Below are 21852 nucleotides of genomic sequence, written 5' to 3' on the forward strand. Positions count from 1 at the left end.
ACTTTTCGATTTCGGTCCGCCCAATGAAGTCAAAGAACGACTTCACCGGTCGGCCCTCCAGTGCTTGTCGGGGCTGACCAAGGCGCTTACGCTTTTCTAATATTATGCAACAGTCTTGCTGTTTTCTACAAGGAAATCAACTGCTTTTTTCAATTGAAGGTCGCCTTTGATTCCGTCAAGGCTTCCGCCTAGTGCTGCCTGGATTTGGTCAGCAGTCATATTGTACATTTCAGACATCTTTTGAAGCTCTGCATTTACTTCTTCATCAGTTACTTCGATGTTTTCAGCTTTTGCGATTGCTTCAAGAGTCAGGTTCACACGTACGCGTGTAGCAGCTTCTTCTTTCATTTGTTCGCGAAGAGCAGCTTCGTCTTGACCTGAGAACTGGTAGTATAGGTCAAGGTTCATGCCTTGCATTTGCAAGCGTTGTTCGAATTCGTTCACCATGCGGTCGATTTCAGTGTTGATCATTGATTCTGGAACTTCGATTTCAGCGTTAGCTGCTGCTTTTTCTACAACAGTGTCACGTTCGAAGTGCTCTTTTTGGTGTGCTTTGTCATGAGCAAGACGATCTTTGATCTTTGTCTTAAGCTCTTCTAAAGTTTCAACTTCTTCATCAGCATCTTTTGCGAACTCATCATCTAGAGCTGGAAGTTCTTTTCCTTTGATTTCATGAATTTTCACTTTGAAAGTTGCAGGCTTACCAGCAAGTTCAGCTGCATGGTACTCTTCAGGGAAAGAAACCTCTACATCTTTTTCTTCGCCAGCAGCTAATCCAACTAGCTGTTCTTCGAAGCCTGGGATGAATGAACCTGAACCAAGTTCAAGTGCATAGTTTTCAGCTTTGCCGCCTTCGAAAGCTTCGCCATCAACGAATCCTTCGAAATCGATGACAACACTGTCGCCATTTTCAGCAGTGCCTTCTTCTTTAACAACAAGCTCAGCCTGCTTTTCCTGCATTGCTTTCAATTCGTTTTCTACTTCTTCATCTGTTACGTTTGTGTCGAATGCTTCTACTTCAAGTCCTTTGTACTCGCCAAGCTTCACTTCAGGCTTAACTGTTACAGTTGCCTTGATGATTAAGCTCTTGCCCTTTTCGATTTGTTCTACATCGATTTCCGGGCGGTCAACTGGCTCGATTCCAGTTTCGTCGATTGCATTTGCATATGCTTCTGGAAGAAGAATATCAATTGCATCCTGATATAAAGACTCTACGCCGAAACGCTTTTCGAACATTTGGCGAGGCATTTTTCCTTTACGGAATCCTGGTACGTTAATTTGCTTAACGACTTTCTGGAATGCAGCGTCAAGACCTTTATTGACCTTTTCTGCATCTACTTCAATTGTTAGAACCGTTTGGTTCCCTTCTCTTTTTTCTACCTTTGCAGACATACAGTTCCCTCCAACAATTATCTATTGTCATTTTCATTCGACGATGAATACCCTTGTTTAACAAGCAATATTCCAGATTAAATGTAAAATAGAATGATTTTTACATAATACAACCACTACATTATAACACAGGTTTATTTCGTTTCAACAGCTTGGACTATATTATCGGGTAGAAATTTCTTCTAGCTTCCGGACAAAGTCCAAAACCTGTTCTGTCTCCTCAATCTGGCTGTTGTATATTCCAGCAAATGACTCTAGTGGATCTTCAAATCCATAATACTCATTAGCAATGAAATGGCAGGCAGCAGCCCAGGCCGAAACTTCCCCGATTGGCAGTTTAAATGGGTAGATCAGAAAGAAATAACGCTCGACCAGCCTTTGGACGTTTTCGAATAAAACAGGATCGTCACTTTCAATCTCATCGCTTAATAGTTTGATCACGCCACTGTTTTCTATAAAATCCCTCAAATCCGGTAAATTTGCAGGATTGAACGATTCTGTCCAGCCGAATTTATGTATTTGTGTTTCTTCTGCATACTCTTGTTCTTTCAATATATTAAGAAGCATTGTTTTTAAAAAAGGATGGCCTGCTTCCGATGCGACATACTCCCTTATTTTTATTATATAGGGTCTTATGTTTACCTTAGCGAGGCCCGCAGCAACCATCACCTGGTCATTGGGATTTTTATAGTCAAACAGATTAAGCTCATCTACTTCAGGTTCCTCTTCAACATTCTCAATGGATTCCACTTCTGTTTCGCCATTAAGCATCCGCCTGCCAAATTCGAGCATGGTGACGAAATGCTCATGCCTGTCTGCAGGAATTTCCCGTTCTTCCAGAAGTGCCTCAATTGTCGTGACGACCTCATTATATTCGTTCAACTGGACAAGGATCATTAAATACATGTCAATCACTTGTATGTAATCACCTAGCCCGCTCCGCAGCATCTCTGCCACGAGTTCCTTCGCCTGATGGGTATTGCCTGCCTCATAATTAGCAAGAACAAGGCCAACGTATACATCACTATTCTCGGGGTCATATTCCAATGCCTGCTCGAGAAATTGAATCGCATCCCTGTATTTTTGCTGTTTCAAATAATCCAGGCCCTTTTCCAACAGACGCTTTTCCAGACCGGGAAACAGGATTACTTTATCCTTTTTTGATTCCCGTTTATTCATACACATACCGCCTTACTTTTAATAGTTATACTCTATTGATTTCCGCTTTTTGTTTTATGAGTTCAGCTTTTTTAGAAAGTTTAGCACGAATCCTTGAAAAAACAAAAAGATTCACAAGCAGCGCCTGTGAATCAATCGTAATTTAGATTGCTTTTTCTAGATGCTTTTCTTCAAATACTTTGATACTTTCTTCGAGCTGAAGGGTTAATTCAATCTCATCCCAGCCATTGAGGAGCATATTATACCAATATGGAGTGATATCAAATTCGGCTTCAAATCCCTGGTCGTCATAAACTCTCTTCTGTTCTAGCGAAACGGTCAGTTCATATGCGGGTCCGCTTGCTTTCTTAAGCAAATAGGAAACGTCTTTTTCTGGCAGTACAACCGGAAGGATTCCGTTCTTCAGGCAATTCTGTTTAAAAATATCAGCAAATGACGGGGCGATCAAAACTTTGAAACCATAATCCAGCAAAGCCCACGGCGCATGCTCTCTTGATGAACCGCAGCCGAAATTTTCATTCGCTATTAAAATACTTGCCCCTATGGTATCCGGGTGGTTGAGCTCAAAGTCGTCATTCAGCTCTCCGTTTGGTTTATAGCGCCAGTCATAAAACAAATACTGCCCAAAACCTGTTTTTTCGATTCTTTTCAGGAATTGCTTTGGAATGATTTGATCTGTGTCAACATTTGCCCGGTCCATCGCAGCGACTTTTCCCTTCATTTCTTTAAAACTAGACATTTCAGGCTCCTTTCATTGAAAAAAAATCCGCCAATTGGCAGTTATATAAATTGTTCAAAGCAAACTCTTCAAATAGGTAGTGAAATGACCCGAAATATACCGGTTTCGGGTCATTTTTGCAGCTATATTTCTTGCTGGAAAAGATATTCTCTTCATCAACAAGATTATTTGCACATAAAAACTGATAATTGCACCTTGCAAGCCATTAATTGAACCAATAACTTACTTAATTGCTCCATCAGAACGATTAATTGCGCCTTCGCCCATTATTTGGTAGAAAAAGAAACTAAACGGTCATACCAGCCATCGACCGGACATCTACAAAATGCCCATGAAGTGCAGCAGCTGCAGCCATGGCAGGGCTGACTAGATGGGTACGCGCTCCGGCTCCCTGTCTGCCTTCAAAGTTGCGGTTTGAAGTGGAAGCACAATGTTCCCCGGCCGGCACTATGTCTGCATTCATGCTCAGGCACATGCTGCAGCCGGATTCTCTCCATTCAAATCCTGCTTCAATAAACACTTGGGCAATGCCTTCTGCTTCGGCAGTCTTCTTGACCTGCTGAGAACCAGGCACAACAATTGCTTGAACTCCTGGAGCGACTTTTTTCCCTTTGATCACCTCGGAGGCTGCCCTGAGATCTTCAATTCTTGAATTCGTACAGGAGCCAATGAAGACCTTGGTTACATTAATATCTGTGATTGGCTGACCTTCCTCCAGCCCCATGTATGATAATGCCCTTTCAAGTGACTTCTTTTCTGTATCAGTATCACATTCATTCAGGCAAGGCACTCTGTCCGTGACCGGAGCAGTCATTGATGGGTTCGTTCCCCAGCTGACCATCGGCGTAATGGCATCACCCTCAATCTCGATGGAATGGTCATACACTGCATCTTCATCCGAAGAGAGCTGCTGCCATTCCAGTATTTTATCGAGGAAAGCGTCTCCCTGTGCAACATATTTCCTTCCATTCAGATAAGCAAAGGTTTTATCATCAGGAGCAACGATCGATGCTTTCGCTCCGCCTTCAATCGACATATTGCAAATTGTCATCCTTTCCTCCATGGACATCTTCCTGATGGCATCGCCGCAAAATTCGATGACGTAACCGGTACCAAAGTTGACTCCATACTTACTGATAATGAACAGGATGAGATCCTTTGCGCTCACACCCGGTGCCAAAGAGCCTGACACATCGACTTTCAGCGTTTTGGGTTTTGTCTGCCAGAGTGTTTGAGTGGCAAGGACATGCTCAACCTCACTCGTACCGATTCCGAATGCCAGTGCTCCGAATGCACCGTGCGTCGAAGTGTGGCTGTCTCCGCACACAATGGTTTTCCCTGGTTGTGTCAAGCCAAGTTCAGGTCCGATGACATGCACAATGCCCTGTTCAGGACTGTCAAGATCAGCCAACGGAATGCCAAACTCAAGGCAATTATCCCTTAAAGTATCCATCTGGTTTTTCGCAACGGGATCATTAATTTCTCTCCGGTTGATTGTAGGTACATTGTGGTCCATCGTCGCAAATGTCAAATCCGGTCTCCGAACAGACCTTTTTTTCATCCTAAGCCCCGAAAAAGCCTGGGGCGAGGTTACCTCATGGACAAGATGAAGGTCGATATACACCAGGTCTGGTTTGCTTTCTTCCCGATGCACAACATGCTTCTCCCAAATTTTTTCGATGATCGTTTTCCCCAATGATACCCTCCCCTTTTTCGAAAACACTTCTTTCTCGCCTGCCTGGCTTCGTGTTTGTTTTTACAGATTTTTAAACTGGAATATCGTTCCAGCCTCAAGCATAAGCACTCATGATATTCAGGATCGCTTCATTGTCGAGCAGAGCGGCTTTGATTTCTTCCACCATTCCCTCAGTTGTTAAGAACGGTGTGCCAAATAAAGCAATGTCTCGGGTTCTGCTGCCGGCGTCCAGCACCTGCTCTACCGCATTCTCGATTGCCTCAGCTTCTTCTTCAAGGCCAAAGGACAGTCGCAGCATCATTGCGGCAGACAGGATCATTGCGATTGGATTAGCCGCGTTCATTCCAGCAATATCTGGAGCAGACCCGTGGATTGGCTCATACAGATATGGTCCAGCAGCCGAAACGCTGGCTGATGGCAGCATTCCAAGCGAACCAGTCAGCACGGATGCTTCATCGCTTAAAATATCACCAAACATATTCTCTGTGACGAGCACATCGAACTGGCGCGGATTCTTGATCAACTGCATCGCCGCATTATCGACCAGCATATGGTCGAGTTCAACCTCAGGATAGTCCTTCGCCACCTCTTCTGCTGTTTCCCGCCACATTCGGCTCGATTCCAGAACATTTGCTTTATCCACAGAAGTGACCTTGCCTTTTCTCATGGCAGCCAACTCAAAGGCATAGCGGATGACTCTCTCAATCTCGTTTTTCTGGTAAAACAATGTATCTACTACAGAAGCTTCGCCTTTCTGGACACTTCTTTCACTCGGTTTCCCAAAGTAGAGCCCGCCGGTCAATTCCCTGACCACTACCATGTCAACACCTTCAACAACTTCCTTGCGAAGCGGTGAAATCCCGGAGATACTGGAGTAGTATTGAACCGGCCGGACATTCGCATATAACCCAAGCTCTTTCCGGATTTTCAATAAGCCTTTTTCGGGGCGAATATGTCCAGGCAACTTATCCCACTTAGGACCGCCCACAGCCCCTAACAGGACAGCATCACTAGCTTTACAGAGATCGAGTGTGCGATCCGGGAGCGGGGTTCCAAATTCGTCGATTGCTGCCCCGCCGATTTCTCCATAAGTAAAATGGAACTTATGGTTAAAAAGCTCAGCTACTGCCTGGAGGATTGTAACCGCCCCCCTGCTTACTTCTTTGCCTACGCCATCTCCTGGCAGGATTGCGATCCTTTTTTCCATTCCATTCGCCTCCGATTTCTTAATAGTATTTTTACCCGTTAACCGCGACCTTCTTCGTATCTTCCATATATAGAACTCGATTGACTGCATTTAGGTAGGCTTTTGCTGAAGCCTCGAGGACATCCTGTGCAAGGCCTCTTCCACTCGTCTCAACGCCGCCAAAATTCAGCTTTACATATACCTGCGCCAGGGCATCCCTGCCGGCTCCAACAGATTGAATTCTGTAATCTAGCAAGCTGGCTTTTTCTTTCATGCAATTTTCAAGCGTATTATATAATGCCTCAATACTGCCGGAGCCTGTGGACGCTTCCTGGATCTTTTCATTTTCGCAGCCATACAGAGTGACTGTCGCTGTAGGAACCTGGTTGGTACCATACTGGACCTGAATGGAATCAAGACGATAGTATTGCTGTTCTTTTGACAACTTCTCTTCCAGGATGATCGCCACAAGGTCATCATCCGTCATTTCCTTTTTCCTGTCCGCCAATTCCTTGAAAACGGAGAATAACCTATTGATATCCTGATCAGGCACGGTCAGCCCAATTTCACTCAGCCTGTTGCGGAATGCGTGGCGACCAGAATGCTTTCCGAGAACCATCGAGTTATTCTGCAGTCCAACAAGTTCCGGTGAAATGATTTCGTAGGTAGTTTTTTCTTTTAACACACCATCCTGATGGATTCCCGATTCATGGGCGAAAGCATTCCTTCCGACCACTGCCTTATTGGCCGGCACCGCCATACCAGTCAGCTTGCTGACAAGGCTGCTCGTTCTGCTAATCTCCTTAAGGTTCAATCCCGTTTCCGCCTGGTAAAAATCTTTGCGGATATGGAGCGCAACAGCAAATTCCTCAAGCGCCGCGTTTCCTGCCCTCTCACCTATTCCATTAATTGTTCCTTCTACCTGTGTGGCGCCTGCAGATACGGCTGCAAGTGAATTAGCGATGGACATTCCAAGGTCATCATGACAATGTGCTGAAAGGTCTACCTTACTAATAGAAGGAACATTTTCTCGCAAGTAAGTGAATATCTGGCCATATTCCTGCGGCGATATATAACCGACAGTGTCAGGAATATTGATGACCTTTGCACCAGCTTTAATCACCTCTTCTACGATTTCAGCAAGGAAATCAAGCTCAGTCCGGCAGGCATCCTCAGCAGACCATTGAATGACCGGAAACTTGGCTGCCGCATACTTCACGGTTCTTACCGCCGTTTCGATAACCTCAGCTTTTGTCTGCTTCAGCTTGTGGACCCTGTGGATGGGTGAAGTGGCGATGAAGAGGTGAAGCCTCGGCTCTGCGCCATGCCTCAATGCCTCCCATGCTGCATCGATATCTGTTAAAACTGATCTCGCCAGCCCTGTAACCGAACAACCTTTAATCTGTCGGGCAATTTCAGCTACTGAAGCAAAGTCGCCTTTAGATGCGGCGGGGAACCCAGCTTCAATTATGTCAACATTCAGTCTCTCTAACTGCCTTGCAATCTCAAGCTTTTCGGAAAAATTAAGATTGACTCCTGCTGACTGTTCTCCATCCCTCAAAGTCGTATCAAATATGTTAATTCTTCGCACTGGCAGCCACTTCTCTCTGCTTTTGTTTGTTGACAAACGGCATCATCTTTCTTAATTCTCTTCCTACCTCTTCGATTTGGTGTCGGTTTTCTTTTTCATTGATGGCGTTGAAGACCGGTCTGTCGTTTTCATTTTCTTCAATCCAGCCTTTTGCGAAGTTTCCTTCCTGGATGTCTTTCAGAACTTTTTTCATTTCTTCTTTAACCTGGTCATTGACCACTCTCGGCCCGCTGACAAAGTCGCCCCATTGAGCAGTGTCTGAAATCGAATAACGCATTCCCTCAAGTCCGCCTTCATACATCAAGTCCACGATCAGCTTCAGCTCATGCATCGTTTCGAAATAAGCCAGTTCTGGCTGATATCCTGCCTCGACGAGTGTTTCAAAGCCTGCTTTCACGAGAGAGGTCAGCCCGCCGCATAACACAGCCTGCTCTCCGAATAAATCCGTTTCGGTTTCTTCTTTAAAAGTTGTTTCAAGTGCTCCCGCTCTCAAAGCACCGATTGCTTTCGCGTAGGCCAGTGCAAGTTCCCTTGCCGTCCCCGACACATCCTGATGGATCGCGAACAATGCTGGCACTCCCGCTCCTTCCTGGTAAGTTCTCCTGACCAAATGCCCCGGACCCTTTGGTGCGACTAGCAAAACATCGCAGCTTTCCGGCGGGACAATCTGGTTAAAATGAACGTTAAATCCGTGGGCGAACATAAGCGCCTGGCCTGTCAGCTGAGGTTCGATCTCATTTTTATAAACAGCAGTCTGCCTCTCATCCGGTAAAAGAATCATGACTACATCTGCTGCTGCAACAGCTTCAGCAACTGTTTTAACTTCAAATCCATCCTGTTCCGCTTGCTCCCAAGACTTACCTTGTCTTAAACCAATGACAACCTCAACACCACTGTCACGAAGATTCTGAGCATGGGCATGGCCCTGTGAGCCGTATCCTACTACCGCCACTGTTTTCCCGTTAAAGTAAGCCTCGTTCGCATCACCGTTATAGTACATTTTCGTCATATTCTCTCTCCCTTTCTGAATGGAAATTTAGTTTATATTACACAAATGAAAATGATTTTTGCTGGCCGGTACGCTGGTTCCCCCTTGGGAAGGCTGTCGTTCCGGTACGAGCCAATTCTCTGATTCCATATGGTTTAATCAAATCGATAAACGCCTCGATTTTTTCCGTTTCGCCTGTCAATTGAATGATGATGCTATCCTTGCTGACGTCAATCACCGATGCCCGAAATGGCTCAATGATCGAATAAATCTCTGCTCTATTGTGGGAAAGGACGGGCACTTTCATGAGAATGAGCTCGCGGGCGACAATCGCCTGGTCACTGATATCCGCCACCTTAAGGACATCAATCTGCTTATTGAGCTGTTTCGTGATTTGTTCGACCATTCCGTCATTCTCCACATGGACAACACAGGTAATGCGCGAAACTCCCTCTTGCTCGGTCAGGCCTACCGAGATGCTTTCAATATTGTAGTTCCTCTTCGAAAATAAATTCGTGATCCTGTTAAGTACTCCCGGCCGGTTCAAGACCGTCATCGTTATGATCCTTTTCATTTCTTCACTCCCACCATTTCGTGGATTCCTTTTCCAGGTGCGATCATCGGGTAGACATTTTCGGCACCATCGACCCTGAAATCGAGCAGCACCGGTTCCTTGTCATGCAGGACCTCATTCAGGATCTCATGCGCTTCTGCTTCGGAGTTGATTTCAAACCCTTTGATACCATAAGCCTCGGCCAGTTTTACAAAAGATGGCTGGACTGGATTTTTACTGTGGGAATATCTTTCTTTGTAAAATATCTCCTGCCATTGTCTGACCATTCCAAGCGCTTTGTTATTGAAAATCGCTATTTTGATCGGCAGCTTAAACTCTGCGATGACCGCCAGCTCCTGCGTTGACATCTGGAAGCCTCCATCTCCGAGAACGGCCACAACGCACGCTGACGGATCTGCCAGCTGTGCTCCAATGCTTGCAGGAAGTCCAAATCCCATTGTTCCGAGTCCTCCTGAGGTCACCCATCGATCAGCATGCTGGAGTTGATAATATTGTGCCGCCCACATTTGATGCTGGCCGACATCGGTCACGACAATTGCTTCACCCGCCGTTTTTTCATATAGAAGCTCCATTACCTTTTGTGGTTTTAGCACCTCGCTGTTTTCGTAATGATAAGGAAAGTCCTTCTTCCAGCCCCCAAGAGTTTCTTTCCACTCTTCCTGTTGAGGTGGACTTGCTCCCAGCCTTAGCAATTGTCTTAACGCCTCTCCTGCATCGCCGACGACCGGAATTTGCGTTGGCACATTTTTACCGATTTCAGCCGGGTCGATATCTATATGGGCAACAGTAGCTTTTGGAGCAAAATGCTTTAAGTTACCGGTCAGCCGGTCATCAAATCGTGCTCCGATATTGATCAGCAGGTCACAATTATAAAGCGCCATGTTCGCTGCATAGCATCCATGCATCCCAGCCATTCCAAGGAACAGTTCATGGTTGGCCGGAAAGCCTCCCAATCCCAATAATGTGTGGACAACATGAAGGTTCTGCTGTTGTGCGTACTCTTTTAAAAGACTAGACGCCTTCGCGTGGAGGACTCCTGCCCCTGCAAGAATGACCGGCCTTTCTGCCCTGCTAACTGCTTCGGACAGTTTTCTTACCTGAAGGAAATTCGGCTCCGTGGTCGGCTGGTAGCCTGGAAGGTAGATTTCCTCCTCAGCGGGTTCTGTTGATACACCCGCTGCCAGGTCTTTTGGAAAATCGATAACGACTGGGCCAGGCCTTCCGCTTGTTGCAATATAAAATGCTTCCTTGATAATTCGCGGTATGTCTTTTATTTCCCTGATTTGATAGTTGTACTTTGTGATAGGAGTTGTGATTCCAAGAATATCCGCTTCCTGGAAGGCATCTGTCCCGATTACCCCAGTCGCGACCTGTCCTGTGAAGACGACTAGCGGCAAAGAATCCATCATCGCATCCGCAATGCCGGTGATGATATTGGTCGCTCCCGGTCCAGATGTAGCAATTACCACGCCCGGTTTCCCGCTGATCCTAGCATATCCTTCCGCTGCATGGATCCCTCCCTGTTCATGCCTTGGCAGCACATGTAGAATTTTAGAATCATAGAGTTTGTCGTAGATCGGAAGGACAGCTCCTCCTGGGTAGCCAAAAATGACTTCGACATTTTCCTTTTCCAGCGCCTTAAGCAGTAAATCCGCTCCGCTTATTTCACTCGTTTTAGCCTTTGTTTCCTTCAAGGCAGCTTCCATTTATCGAACCTCCCATTGTAAACTCACTTCTTTTTTTCAAAATAAAAAAGCCCATCCATCTCCATATGCCTAAGGTTGCCCAGGCAAAGGGATGGAATAGGCTTTCTCTCCTTATTCCACGGTACCACCCTTATTCACGCATGATGCGTGCACTCGTGACAGCTCTGCTGCCGGTTTTGATAACAAGTGCCATGCACTCGACCAGTTTTACTAGGATTCCTTTCAAACTGGCGCTCCAGGGTGAGTTCATTTCATGCGGCATCACCGGTTTCCAGCAACCCCGGCTCTCTGTGCATGCTGATCGCATTCAATTACTTGTCCCTGTCCTCGCTTTAACCTTATTCAATTAGATATTGAAAGTTTACGAATAGAGCTTTACTAACTTACTTGATGGGCTTTTTCCGGATAGACCTGGATTCCATCTGCAACAACTCTTGCCCTGAATTCACGCAGGATATTTTGTGTATGCTGTCCCGGTACTCCATCGCCGATGACTCTTCCATCCACTTTAACAACTGCGATTACTTCTGCTGCTGTCCCGGTAAGGAATACTTCATCAGCTGTGTATACATCATGGCGGGTAAATGGTTCCTCCTTGACCTCATACCCAAGATTTTTTGCGATTTCAATTACCGCATTCCTGGTGATGCCTTCAAGTGCTCCAACATATCCTGGCGGTGTGAGGAATTCATTTCCCCTGACGATAAAAATATTATCGGCTGACCCTTCGGCAACATAGCCCTGGTCATTAAGCATGAGCGCTTCACTAACATTTGCCAGATGTGCTTCGATTTTTACAAGTACATTATTTAAATAATTTAATGATTTTACTTTTGGACTTAATACATCCGGACGATTTCTTCTGGTCGCGACAGTCACGATTTCAAGTCCGGTGTCATACAATTCCTTTGGAAAAATAGCCAGCGGCTCGACAATGATCACCACATTCGCGTTCGGACACTTATAGGGATCCAACCCAAGGTCCCCGACACCTCTGGAAACGACAATCCGGATATATGCATCTCTGAGTTGATTCCGTTCCACTGTATCAACAACCAGGCCGGTGAACTTCTCCTTAGAGTGTGGCATGTTCAGCATGATGGACTTAGCTGACCGGTAAAGTCGGTCCATATGTTCTTCCATCCTGAAAATATTGCCGCTGTATACCCGTATCCCTTCAAAAATACCATCCCCGTATAGAAATCCATGATCATATACCGAAATCTTAGCATTTTCCTTGGTGACAAATTCACCGTTTAAGTAGATCCACTGATCGGGCACAATAAACACTCCTTTAACAAATAGACGCTTTAAATTATTAAATTCACAGGTTAAAAAAATACAGTTTTTCAATATCAAAAAATTAATATTAACCCCTGATTCACTTTAGATGCATTCAACTTGTTTTTTTATTTGAGGATTATCTTACGCCCAATTTCCACACTCGTCAACACCCTTTTTCCAAATTATTTGATAATTTAGATTAGTTAGTTTATTTGTATCCGCTTACATTGTTGATATATTCACATTTGTAAAACATAAAATTTTTTTATTGGGCTTCAGTTTCCTAGAGGGGAGGAACGAGGGATCAGAACTGCTTAAAGCTAACGCATCTCACTAGAAACTCTTAGAAGCAACCCCCAAGATGATAACTGGCTAAGCGCTTGAGTTGGATTAAGAAATCTTCAAGAAGTTATCCGCACCTCAATAACTTTAAAAGTTCCTTAACGAAAAAAAACTCACCTTTCAAAAAGGTGAGTTAAAGTATGTAGTTTAAATGGCGTCCCAGGAGAGATTCGAACTCCCGACCGTACGCTTAGAAGGCGTATGCTCTATCCGGCTGAGCTACTGGGACTTGGTTGTTTTTTAAAGACAAGATTTATTATATTAGCCAAACAACTAAATGTCAATAATAAATCATAACTTTTTTTTCCGAGGGAAACCTGCTGATTCCCCTCAGAAAATCATTATAGTAGTTTCAACTCGTTTTGTGAAGTGAAAACTCCTGTCTTAACTCAGGCAACTCTCCATTGCCATAGTCATAGATCCGCAATATTGTTTTATCGTTTTCCAGCTCAAGGATGGCATAGCTCTTTTCAGTCCTGCCGCGTGGCAGCCTGATGCTTCCTGGATTGATGAACAGTACATCATCGACCATTTCTGCTCCTAGCAAATGTGAATGTCCAAAGCATACGATATCAGCCTGCAGTTCTTTCGCCTTATAGTATAGATTTACGAGAGTGGACTTCACTGAGTAGAGATGCCCATGCGTCACAAAGATTCTCACACCATTTACGACATGGGTTTCATCATCAGGAAAGCTGCCATAAAAGTCGCAATTCCCCTTCACCGTTTTAAAGTTCACAATAGCAGCATCGCTTTCAGACAGCTCTGAGTCACCGCAGTGAATCATTAGATCCACATCATTTCCATGCAGCTTCTCAATTCCCTCAAGCACCTCTTTTGACCCATGGCTGTCACTGACAATCAGCACCTTACTCATGGCTACCCTCTCGCTTTTTCAGAAGATCATCAAGTTTTTTGATTGCATTGGCCCGGTGGCTGATTTTGTTTTTTTCGTCTGATGCCAATTCTGCCATAGCTTTTCCTTCTGCTTCCACGAAAAAAATCGGATCATAGCCAAAACCATTCGTACCGCGTCTTTCATTCAGGATACTTCCTTCACATGTCCCAAATACAGTCAATGTCTCCTTGCCCGGTTCTGCCATTGCAAGTGCGCAGCAAAATCTTGCAGTGCGCTCCCTTTCTGGCACACCGTGAAGTTCCTCAAGAACTTTGTCGATGTTGTGTTCATCATTTTTTTCAGGACCTGCGTATCGTGCCGAATAGACACCTGGACGGCCTTCCAATGCGTCAATTTCGAGCCCTGAATCATCTGCAATTACTCTGACTCCAAGATTATTAGCGATGGCCTCAGCTTTAAGGATCGCGTTCTCCTTAAAAGTTGAACCTGTTTCTTCTACATCTTCTAGTTCTGGATAATCGAGCAATGTTTTCACCGCCAACCCTTTTGGCAAAAAAAGCTTCTCGAATTCTTTTGCTTTTCCTTTATTTCTTGTCGCGATTATGACTGATTCCATGTTTGAGATCTCCCCTATTTCTTTTTTCCGCCCTCAATTTTAGCAGTCAATTCTTCCCCTAGTGCTTCCTTCTGTTTTTCGAAGAGTTCTGTTATTCCATCCTGCGCTGCCTTTAAGAGCTCCTGCAGCTGGCTGTATGAAAAAGTAGCTTCTTCTCCGGTACCTTGCAGCTCAACGAATTCCCCATTGCCTGTCATGACGACATTCATGTCGACATTGGCAGCAGAATCCTCGACATAGTTCAAATCAACAACGGCCTCGCCATTCTTCAAAATCCCGACACTCGTTGCAGCAAGAAAGTCTGTCACTGGAAAACCAGACAGCTTCTTTTGCTTGCTCAGCTTCTCAAGAGCCATAGCCATCGCAACATAAGCTCCGGTGATGGAAGCAGTACGTGTGCCGCCATCGGCCTGGATGACATCACAATCAACCCAAACAGTACGCTCACCTATAGCCTCAAGATTAACAACTGCGCGCAGCGCTCTGCCGATCAAACGCTGGATTTCCATCGTCCTTCCGGTAATCTTGCCTTTTGCCGCCTCACGAATATTCCGCTGCTCAGTAGCACGTGGCAGCATAGAGTATTCTGCCGTAATCCATCCTTTGCCTGCGCCCCTCATGAATGGAGGAACGCGGTCCTCGATGCTGGCAGTACAAATAACTTTCGTATCGCCAACAGAAATCAACACAGAGCCTTCTGGATGTTTCAGGTAATCAGTTTCAATATGTATTGGTCTTAATTGCAGGGGTTCACGCCCATCAAATCGCATTTAAAAGCCCTCCTTAGCATGATAAAAGGCAGATAGCCTGCCTGGAATATAACAATAAATAAGAGGCAGGATAGATGCCTGCCTCTTTGAATGTCTTTATTTAGTATATCAAAATCTGGCTATTAAAAACTACCTGTGTTTACTTTTTCAGGCCTTGTAACCGGCTCAGCCAGTTTTTCACCCTTTTCCGTCAGCACGTCTGCCTTCCCATTCACCGTAAGGGCTACACTTTCAACACCCTTCTGTTCTGTCAGGGAAAGGACAAGTGAATTTAACAAGTGTTCAGACACCATTTTTTCTTCAAAGCTTCCGTAGATGGATTCATTGAAGTTCAATGTTACCTTTCCATCCTCAACTTTCGGCGCATCAAGCAGCTTTACACCCGACTGGAAGTCCGACAGAAGGTTGGATGCATATGCTGGCCCTTCGACGAGCTCATTCACAATTGCGGTAATGTTATCTTTCACATCATTGCTGACGCGTTTTGTTACAGGAACATAATAATATGCGCCTTCCTCACCGCCAATATAATAAACAGTGACTGCTTTAGTATTGGTGATATCAACGACATCGGAATTATCCACGTTGATGCCATCAGCACGGCTTAACTCTCCCCCAATAGGAGTCCCTCCTACAGGCATTGCCTCAAGTGGAGTGCCATTCATCTGAAGCTTAACTTCATCGACTGTATCAAATTGTGTTAGCGTCCATGTCACAGCCTGAAGAATCTTTTTCTCATCCTCTTTTTTATAGGTTGCAAATTCTTTTGAAAAGTCCACTGTTGCTGTTCCGTCCTTGATGTTCACTGTCATTTGCGTGTCAGCTGGAAGGACGGCCCTGAAGCCATTTGGAAGCATTTGCTCAACAGGTCCATTCGCAACAAGGTATTCAAGCGCCTGCTGGGCTACCCCCTCTTTTTTCGGCAGATCCATCGTCTGTGAGACGACATATCCATTTTTATCAATCAAATAAAGTTCTGTCTGAATGGACGTCTCAACTGCTTCTTTTCCTTCCTCAGATGTTTCTGTAGTAACATTTTCATCAAGTGCCTCCCCATCTTCCATCAAAGTAACATCCTGAGGAGGATCGATTTTCTTCTTTTCCTCGCCCCCGAACAGCCCACATCCAGATAGGAATACCGTAGTTGCCAATGTAGCAGCTGTTACGACCACAGCCTTTTTATTTTTTGACATATAAATCCCTCCAAAGACAGTTTGTACTAATATGTATACGAGCCTTTGGATATTTTAGACCGCCTTTGAGAAGATTTTTGGTCAAATAAACTAGAATGAAGCAAAATCAAAAAAGACCTCCGTTTCCGGAAGCCTTCTTAACCTAATTTAATTTTCTCGACGTTTTCTATCGGCCTTTCCAGCCACTGGGATGCTATGGAGGAAAAAATCGTTCTTGAGCCTGTCATGTAATAGGAATGCTCCGGAAGCTCTTCCCTGTCAGCAAACATATCGTTATGGCCGAGGATCGTGCTTACCTCTCGGGCTGTTTCTTCTCCTGAACTGATTACCTTGACATCTGGACCCATGACTTCCTTAATGAGCGGCTCGAGCAAAGGATAGTGGGTGCAGCCCAGAATCAATGTATCAAGTCCCTGCCCCTGTAATGGCTGCAGGGTTTCAGTGACCACTTTTTTTGCGACCCGTCCATCGTATTCACCACTTTCTACGAGCGGCACGAATTTAGGGCAAGCGAGTGCTTCAATTGCCGTCTTACGGTTGATGGATTTCAGTGCATGCTCGTACGCTCGGCTTTTTACAGTCCCCTCAGTTCCAATAATGCCAATTTTATAATTGTCCGTTACCTTGATTGCCGTCCTCGCGCCAGGCTGGATGACACCCAACACAGGAATTGAGAGTTCATTCCGTATCTCGTCCAGGACTACCGCGGTCGCTGTATTGCAAGCAATGACAAGCATTTTGATATTCTTTTCGAGGAGAAAGTGGGTCATTTGCCAGGTGAATCTTTTTACTTCCTCAACAGGGCGAGGCCCGTATGGACAACGGGCCGTATCACCAACATAGATGATCTGTTCATATGGAAGCTGTCTCATGACTTCCTTGGCAACGGTTAGACCGCCTACTCCTGAATCAATGATTCCAATTGGTCGATTCAAAAAACTCGCCTCATTCTCCACGCATTTCTTGATGTAATTTCCCTAAACCCTCTTTAAGAGATAATATTTCCTCGCCTGAAAAATCCTTCAATACCTCTTGAAGGTATAATTGGCGTTTCTTGATCACTTCATCGATGATCCTTTCACCTTCATCCAGCAGATGGATGCGAACAACACGCCTGTCATTAGGATCCTTTACTCTTACAACAAGTTCATTTTTCTCCATCCTGTCAACAAGATCCGTAGTGGTGCTGCATGCCAGGAACATTTTATTCGACAGTTCCCCGATCGTCATATCCCCATCTTCAAATAGCCATTGCAGGGCAATGAACTGAGGAGGAGTAATTGTGTAATTGCTGAGGAGTTCGCGCCCCTTCTGCTTTATGATCCCAGATATGTACCGCAGATCCTTTTCGATATCAGCAACCGTCTCCAGTCCCTGATTTTTTTCTACTCCTTCAAGTTTCATCCGTAACAACTCCTAAAATCTATTTCCTTTATCCATAAAACTTGTTATCCAAGCAGAGATGATTTTTACTATTGTCCTTATTTTCTACTTTTTTCGAGCAAATTTCAAGACAGAATTCTGATTACAGCCTGTTTTGCCCCTTTAAACATCTTAACCGGCCCCCCATTGAGGTTGGCCGGTCATGATTAAAGTTCTAGCTCTCCCATACGCAGGAGCTCTACAACAGCTTGGGAACGCCCCTTTACACCAAGCTTTTGCATGGCGTTTGAAATATGGTTCCGAACCGTTTTTTCGCTGATAAATAATTCACTAGCGATCTCTTTTGTTGTTTTGTCTTGTACTAACAGTTCGAAAACTTCTCTTTCGCGTTTAGTGAGTAATGGCTTGTGAGTATATTCATTTTCCTTCAAGTATTGTAACCCTCCTTGCCTTCGCCAGCTGTGAACTGCGGGGTGGGTATAAATTTAGTCAAAATATCATATGTGAAGGAAAGAACTGTAGTGACAATATTTAAGGGACTTCATGACAATTTTTAATAAATTACACAAAACTTATTTAACGACGGATTTCTTGCTTTCTGAAAACATGTTCCTCATATCCTCTGTCCAGGCTACTCCCTTGCCTGTTTTCTTGGAAATTTGAACGATCGTTCCCCTTCCAGTCAGGCATATCGAGCCGTCTGCTTTTTTGACCATATAGTGAAGATCTACAGAGGAATTTCCAATTGAGTTGGCCTTCACATAGATTCTTAGGTCCTCATCAAAAAAAATCTGGCTTAAATAATCACATTGCAGATCGGCAACAACCGGAATCGTCTCATTCTCCGGTTTGACCCAATCCTGCATGAACCCCTGGCTCTTAAAATACTCAATCCTCGCCTGTTCGAAATATGTAAACGGGACAGTGTTATTTAAGTGCCCAAACATATCTGTTTCCGAAAACCGAACCTTCACCTGGTAAAAAAATTCAAACTCCTCTTCCCAGCTTACAATCTCATTAATGTATTCCATCTTCTTCATGTTGAAACCTCCCGAAAACTGAATGAACATTCATTCTTTTCTTTATTATAAATATATTTAGGGTTTTTGGGAATAAAAAAGAAGGATTGGAATTTCCAATCCTTCCGATTAGATCAGCTAGCCTTGTCATAACCACAGGCCTTTGCTTTCTTCTCGTGCCCTAAATGCTTTCCGTTATCTTCATTCTGCTTTCCTGTTCCTTTGCCACTTGAATCCGGACACTGCCTTTGCCCATTATTCAAATGAATTTGCACCATTACAGGATCATGGTCACTTGCTCGTCCATGCTCTTCCATATACAAGGAGTTGATATTGATAATATCAGCCTCTGTTTGATCAGCGAGATGATTGGATACAAGAATATGATCCAACACCTGTGAATTCCCCTGGTAGTTGTAAGTGAACCTCTCACCTTCTGGCAAAGTCTTGATCATGTTAGTCAATTGTCCGTTTTCCAGAACCTCAATTGGCTTGGAAAATTCGAAGTCATTCAAATCGCCTAGAACAATAACATTTGCCTTTGGATCTTCTGCATGTATGCCTGCAATAAATTCATTGAGCAATTTTGCAATCTCGATTCTTTTCACTTCGCTGTCCAGCACCGGTGGCTGAATCTTGCCAAATAATGGATCATCCCCGCCTTTTGAGTTAAAATGATTCGCTATGACAATTACTTCCTGCCCTTTGAATACAAACTCAGCAGCCAATGGCTTTCTAGTATCTTCAAAAATAGGATTCTGTGGATCAATTCTTCCTGGATTCAAAGTAAGGTCGCCATTTTCATAGGCAACAGCATCTGTAGCTGTGCCTTTTGGAGCTTCCTTAAGTTGAACTCGTTCAGGGTTATATAAGTATCCAACCCGAATGTTCCCGCCAGGCGCTCCGCCATCCTGGTTATACTCAGGGGCAATGTCGGTCCAGTTGTAGGCAGGTCCGCCTTGTGCAATAATTTCATCAATCAAAGCCTGGTAGCTTTGTGTCGCATCTGCGGAGCCGCTGGCAGTCTGGCCATCATTATCCTGTACCTCTACCAGACCGACAATATCAGGTGTCTTTAAGTTATTGATGATTGATTCTGCAATTCTAGCAGTCTTAGCCGCATTAGTTTCTGCAGAAAAATTCTCAATATTATAGCTTGCGATCGTCAGTTTATTCTCTTTCTGCTCGAAAGTGGCATAATCCTCGACCAATTCACTCTCAACCAGCTCTGGAAGAGTTTCCTGGTCAACGAGAATTTTAAAGTTGGAGAAGCTATAGCTCACAACACCTGTAACCAGGCCGTTAAAATGGTCGCCTGCTTTTGCTACAAAGTCCCGGTCGATGAGCAGGAACATTCTTTCAGGATTAGAGCTTTCCTCAGTCAGCAGGATTCCGCCTTGCGGACTGTATACTTTCCCATCCACCTTATTGGCGATGACCGGTACTTCGCCATACTTCTGAGGGCCAATTACCTGTGGACTATCTACTCCGATTCTCATTCCTTCTAGACTTTCATAAAAATCGATGCCATCCTCAGAAGGATCGAACACATTAAACTGATCATTGTCAATGATCTCGGTTGGCATGATGCGGTCTTCGCCTATGATCACCGGCTCTGGCAGTTCCAGTCCTGATGCCAGCTTTCGAACTGCCGTAGCGTTGATTTCAGTCATGGCAAGGTCTGTCTGCAGCTTTTCACTGTAACCTTCAAGTACCCATTCCTTCACAAATCCATCTACTTCGACCTGATCACCTTCAGTGAGGCCATGAGCCTTTTGGTAAACATAGATAGCTTCCGATGTATTCGGATTGTCATCATCTTCCGGATCCTGCATGAAGAAAGCATTGTTTCCTTCAACCTTAGTTACAATACCTGTAACACCGCCTACCTGCTGGTCCTTATATGGTGAAGCATGTCCATCACCCTGGATATCATGGATTTTTAAACCAGTGACTGCTGGTGGCTCAGGCTCGCCAGGCTCACCTGGGTCTCCTGGTTCTCCGCCGCTGCCGTCAGCGAACACCATAGCCGATGGGGATTTTAAGCCGGGGACAGTGAAATAGGCAGTCAGCGATCCTGTAACCCGTACCTTTTTCCCGACAATTTCTGGATTGGTTTGTAAGCCAAATGCGTCTCTATAAGAAGGACTTATTTGAACTGGCAGTATCTTTGCAGGATCTGTTTCATCAGGCCGATCCGCCAGTGCAAAGTTATAATCATTTCCAAAGGGTGCTTCATGGTCGTATGAATTAGTCCCTGTTGTATGTCCAACTATGTATCCTTCAACTGTACCTGTACCATTGTTATTTTCTATTGCCTGCTGGACAGTCATAACGGTTTCAGCGGATGCTTGACCAGAAAACGGTATCGCATAGCTTACTAGTAAAATAACTGCTGTCAGCCAGGAAAATGTTTTAAGCTTTATATTCCCCATATATATTCCTCCTATAAATTTGTCGGAATTTATAGTATTCCGCCAAGTGAAATATAACATGGATAATTACGCCTTTTCATGAAGTGAATGTAAGTTTTTTGTTAAATACTGAAAAATGAATCTATAGGATGAAAACGTTTTATTAAAAGGCGAACTTATTTACTAGATAACAAGAAAGCAAGCCAGGACTATTGGTCCTGGCTTACTTTACATAGTATTTTTGATTCAATGATCATCCGATGTCCTTTTCGCATAAATAATATAACGGTCGGGCGCATCACCTACATAGCTGAATGGATAGCATGTTGTTAAAACGAGCTCTTCTTCGGAATTTTGGAGGGTAATGATACTGGTATCATCTGCTCTGACAATTTTCGTGCCGGTGATCTCGTATGTATAATCACCATAAGGCATTTTCATCTTCAATTGGTCCCCTAGTACCAAATCACCTGCTTTGCGAAAGACTGTATCACGATGTCCTGAGAGGACAATTTGTCCATTTTCCTCAGGGTAGAACGAGCCTTTATAGTGGCCAACACCTTTTTCAAGGTCGTCAGCATCCGTTCCTTCTACTATTGCCAATTCCGCATTGATTTTTGGAATCACCAGCAATCCAGAAGCCTCTCCTGTCTCAGGCTTGAATTCTTCCTTGTTGGCCTTCGGTCTATCTTCCTGTACCAATTCTTTTGCTGCCTCAAGGGAAATCTCCTCCTGGCGTTTAATGTCCCATAACTGAAACAAACCAATCCCCAGGATAACTACACCACTAACAACAATCCCAATCGCCAATATCTTTGTAAGTTTCATATACCGCTCCCATTTATGCCTTTAGTAAAGTATACCAAGGAATTCCCCCTGTAAAAAAGTACTATTTTAGCCGTAAAAGAAAAAACCTCCCTT

General features: G+C 44.4%; 20 protein-coding genes, 1 tRNA gene and 1 other annotated feature. All 21 genes read right to left on the minus strand.

Features of this window, described 5'->3' with window-relative positions; all coding sequences use genetic code 11:
- Positions 1-102 precede the first annotated feature (102 nt).
- The 21 genes from tig to J7E32_RS08735 all read right to left on the minus strand — a co-directional run bounded on the left by tig (position 103) and on the right by J7E32_RS08735 (position 21759).
- The gene (gene tig / locus J7E32_RS08635; RefSeq protein WP_214906455.1) at positions 103-1392 is read right to left on the minus strand and encodes a trigger factor; all 1290 of its coding nucleotides are present in this window, start codon (positions 1390-1392) and stop codon (positions 103-105) included.
- A 162-nt stretch (positions 1393-1554) separates the two neighbouring features.
- The gene (locus J7E32_RS08640) at positions 1555-2571 is read right to left on the minus strand and encodes a tetratricopeptide repeat protein (protein ID WP_214906457.1); all 1017 of its coding nucleotides are present in this window, start codon (positions 2569-2571) and stop codon (positions 1555-1557) included.
- Between the two features lie 142 nt (positions 2572-2713).
- Complete coding sequence (leuD, locus tag J7E32_RS08645) at positions 2714-3310, minus strand: 3-isopropylmalate dehydratase small subunit (protein WP_214906459.1); 597 nt, start codon at positions 3308-3310, stop codon at positions 2714-2716.
- Between the two features lie 286 nt (positions 3311-3596).
- Positions 3597-5006 carry a 3-isopropylmalate dehydratase large subunit gene (gene leuC / locus J7E32_RS08650; protein ID WP_214906461.1) on the minus strand — a complete coding sequence of 470 codons (1410 nt, stop codon included), beginning with the start codon at positions 5004-5006 and terminating at the stop codon, positions 3597-3599.
- Between the two features lie 94 nt (positions 5007-5100).
- Positions 5101-6213 (minus strand): 3-isopropylmalate dehydrogenase, encoded by a 1113-nt coding sequence (leuB, locus tag J7E32_RS08655; RefSeq protein WP_214906463.1) that lies wholly within the window; start codon positions 6211-6213, stop codon positions 5101-5103.
- Positions 6214-6244: 31 nt separating this feature from the next.
- The gene (locus tag J7E32_RS08660) at positions 6245-7783 is read right to left on the minus strand and encodes a 2-isopropylmalate synthase (protein ID WP_214906465.1); all 1539 of its coding nucleotides are present in this window, start codon (positions 7781-7783) and stop codon (positions 6245-6247) included.
- Positions 7770-8792 carry a ketol-acid reductoisomerase gene (gene ilvC / locus J7E32_RS08665; protein ID WP_214906467.1) on the minus strand — a complete coding sequence of 341 codons (1023 nt, stop codon included), beginning with the start codon at positions 8790-8792 and terminating at the stop codon, positions 7770-7772. Before ilvC ends, J7E32_RS08660 begins: the two co-directional genes overlap by 14 nt.
- Before the next feature lie 37 nt (positions 8793-8829).
- Positions 8830-9345, minus strand: coding sequence for an acetolactate synthase small subunit (gene ilvN, locus J7E32_RS08670; protein ID WP_214906469.1), 516 nt, complete (start codon positions 9343-9345; stop codon positions 8830-8832).
- Positions 9342-11051 carry an acetolactate synthase large subunit gene (ilvB, locus tag J7E32_RS08675; protein ID WP_214906471.1) on the minus strand — a complete coding sequence of 570 codons (1710 nt, stop codon included), beginning with the start codon at positions 11049-11051 and terminating at the stop codon, positions 9342-9344. The genes ilvN and ilvB overlap by 4 nt, the downstream gene beginning before the upstream one ends.
- Positions 11052-11135: 84 nt before the next feature.
- Positions 11136-11388 (minus strand) — a binding site (T-box leader).
- 41 nt (positions 11389-11429) lie between these two features.
- Entirely contained in the window at positions 11430-12332 is a 903-nt protein-coding gene (gene ilvE / locus J7E32_RS08680; RefSeq protein ID WP_214906473.1) for a branched-chain-amino-acid transaminase, read from the minus strand.
- Positions 12333-12829: 497 nt separating this feature from the next.
- Positions 12830-12906, minus strand: a tRNA-Arg gene (locus J7E32_RS08685).
- Positions 12907-13029: 123 nt separating this feature from the next.
- On the minus strand, positions 13030-13554 hold the full coding sequence (locus J7E32_RS08690; protein ID WP_214906475.1) for a metallophosphoesterase: 525 nt from the start codon (positions 13552-13554) through the stop codon (positions 13030-13032).
- Complete coding sequence (locus J7E32_RS08695) at positions 13547-14152, minus strand: XTP/dITP diphosphatase (protein WP_214906477.1); 606 nt, start codon at positions 14150-14152, stop codon at positions 13547-13549. Before J7E32_RS08695 ends, J7E32_RS08690 begins: the two co-directional genes overlap by 8 nt.
- Before the next feature lie 14 nt (positions 14153-14166).
- The gene (rph, locus tag J7E32_RS08700; protein WP_214906479.1) at positions 14167-14922 is read right to left on the minus strand and encodes a ribonuclease PH; all 756 of its coding nucleotides are present in this window, start codon (positions 14920-14922) and stop codon (positions 14167-14169) included.
- 122 nt (positions 14923-15044) lie between these two features.
- Entirely contained in the window at positions 15045-16115 is a 1071-nt protein-coding gene (locus J7E32_RS08705; protein ID WP_214906481.1) for a GerMN domain-containing protein, read from the minus strand.
- Positions 16116-16252: 137 nt separating this feature from the next.
- A complete protein-coding gene (racE, locus tag J7E32_RS08710; protein ID WP_214906482.1) occupies positions 16253-17050 on the minus strand; it encodes a glutamate racemase in 798 nt (265 codons plus the stop codon).
- Between the two features lie 10 nt (positions 17051-17060).
- Positions 17061-17519, minus strand: a complete 459-nt coding sequence (locus J7E32_RS08715) for a MarR family winged helix-turn-helix transcriptional regulator (RefSeq protein WP_214906484.1) — start codon at positions 17517-17519, stop codon at positions 17061-17063.
- Between the two features lie 185 nt (positions 17520-17704).
- Entirely contained in the window at positions 17705-17929 is a 225-nt protein-coding gene (gene gerE / locus J7E32_RS08720) for a spore germination transcription factor GerE (RefSeq protein WP_019154738.1), read from the minus strand.
- Positions 17930-18070: 141 nt separating this feature from the next.
- Positions 18071-18538 (minus strand): acyl-CoA thioesterase, encoded by a 468-nt coding sequence (locus tag J7E32_RS08725; RefSeq protein WP_214906486.1) that lies wholly within the window; start codon positions 18536-18538, stop codon positions 18071-18073.
- Between the two features lie 113 nt (positions 18539-18651).
- Positions 18652-20952 (minus strand): DUF6359 domain-containing protein, encoded by a 2301-nt coding sequence (locus tag J7E32_RS08730; protein WP_214906488.1) that lies wholly within the window; start codon positions 20950-20952, stop codon positions 18652-18654.
- Positions 20953-21177: 225 nt separating this feature from the next.
- Positions 21178-21759, minus strand: coding sequence for a class D sortase (locus tag J7E32_RS08735; protein WP_214906490.1), 582 nt, complete (start codon positions 21757-21759; stop codon positions 21178-21180).
- Between the last annotated feature and the right edge of the window lie 93 nt (positions 21760-21852).

The organism is Bacillus sp. ISL-55, from assembly GCF_018613155.1.
Lineage (GTDB): Bacteria > Bacillota > Bacilli > Bacillales > Cytobacillaceae > Mesobacillus.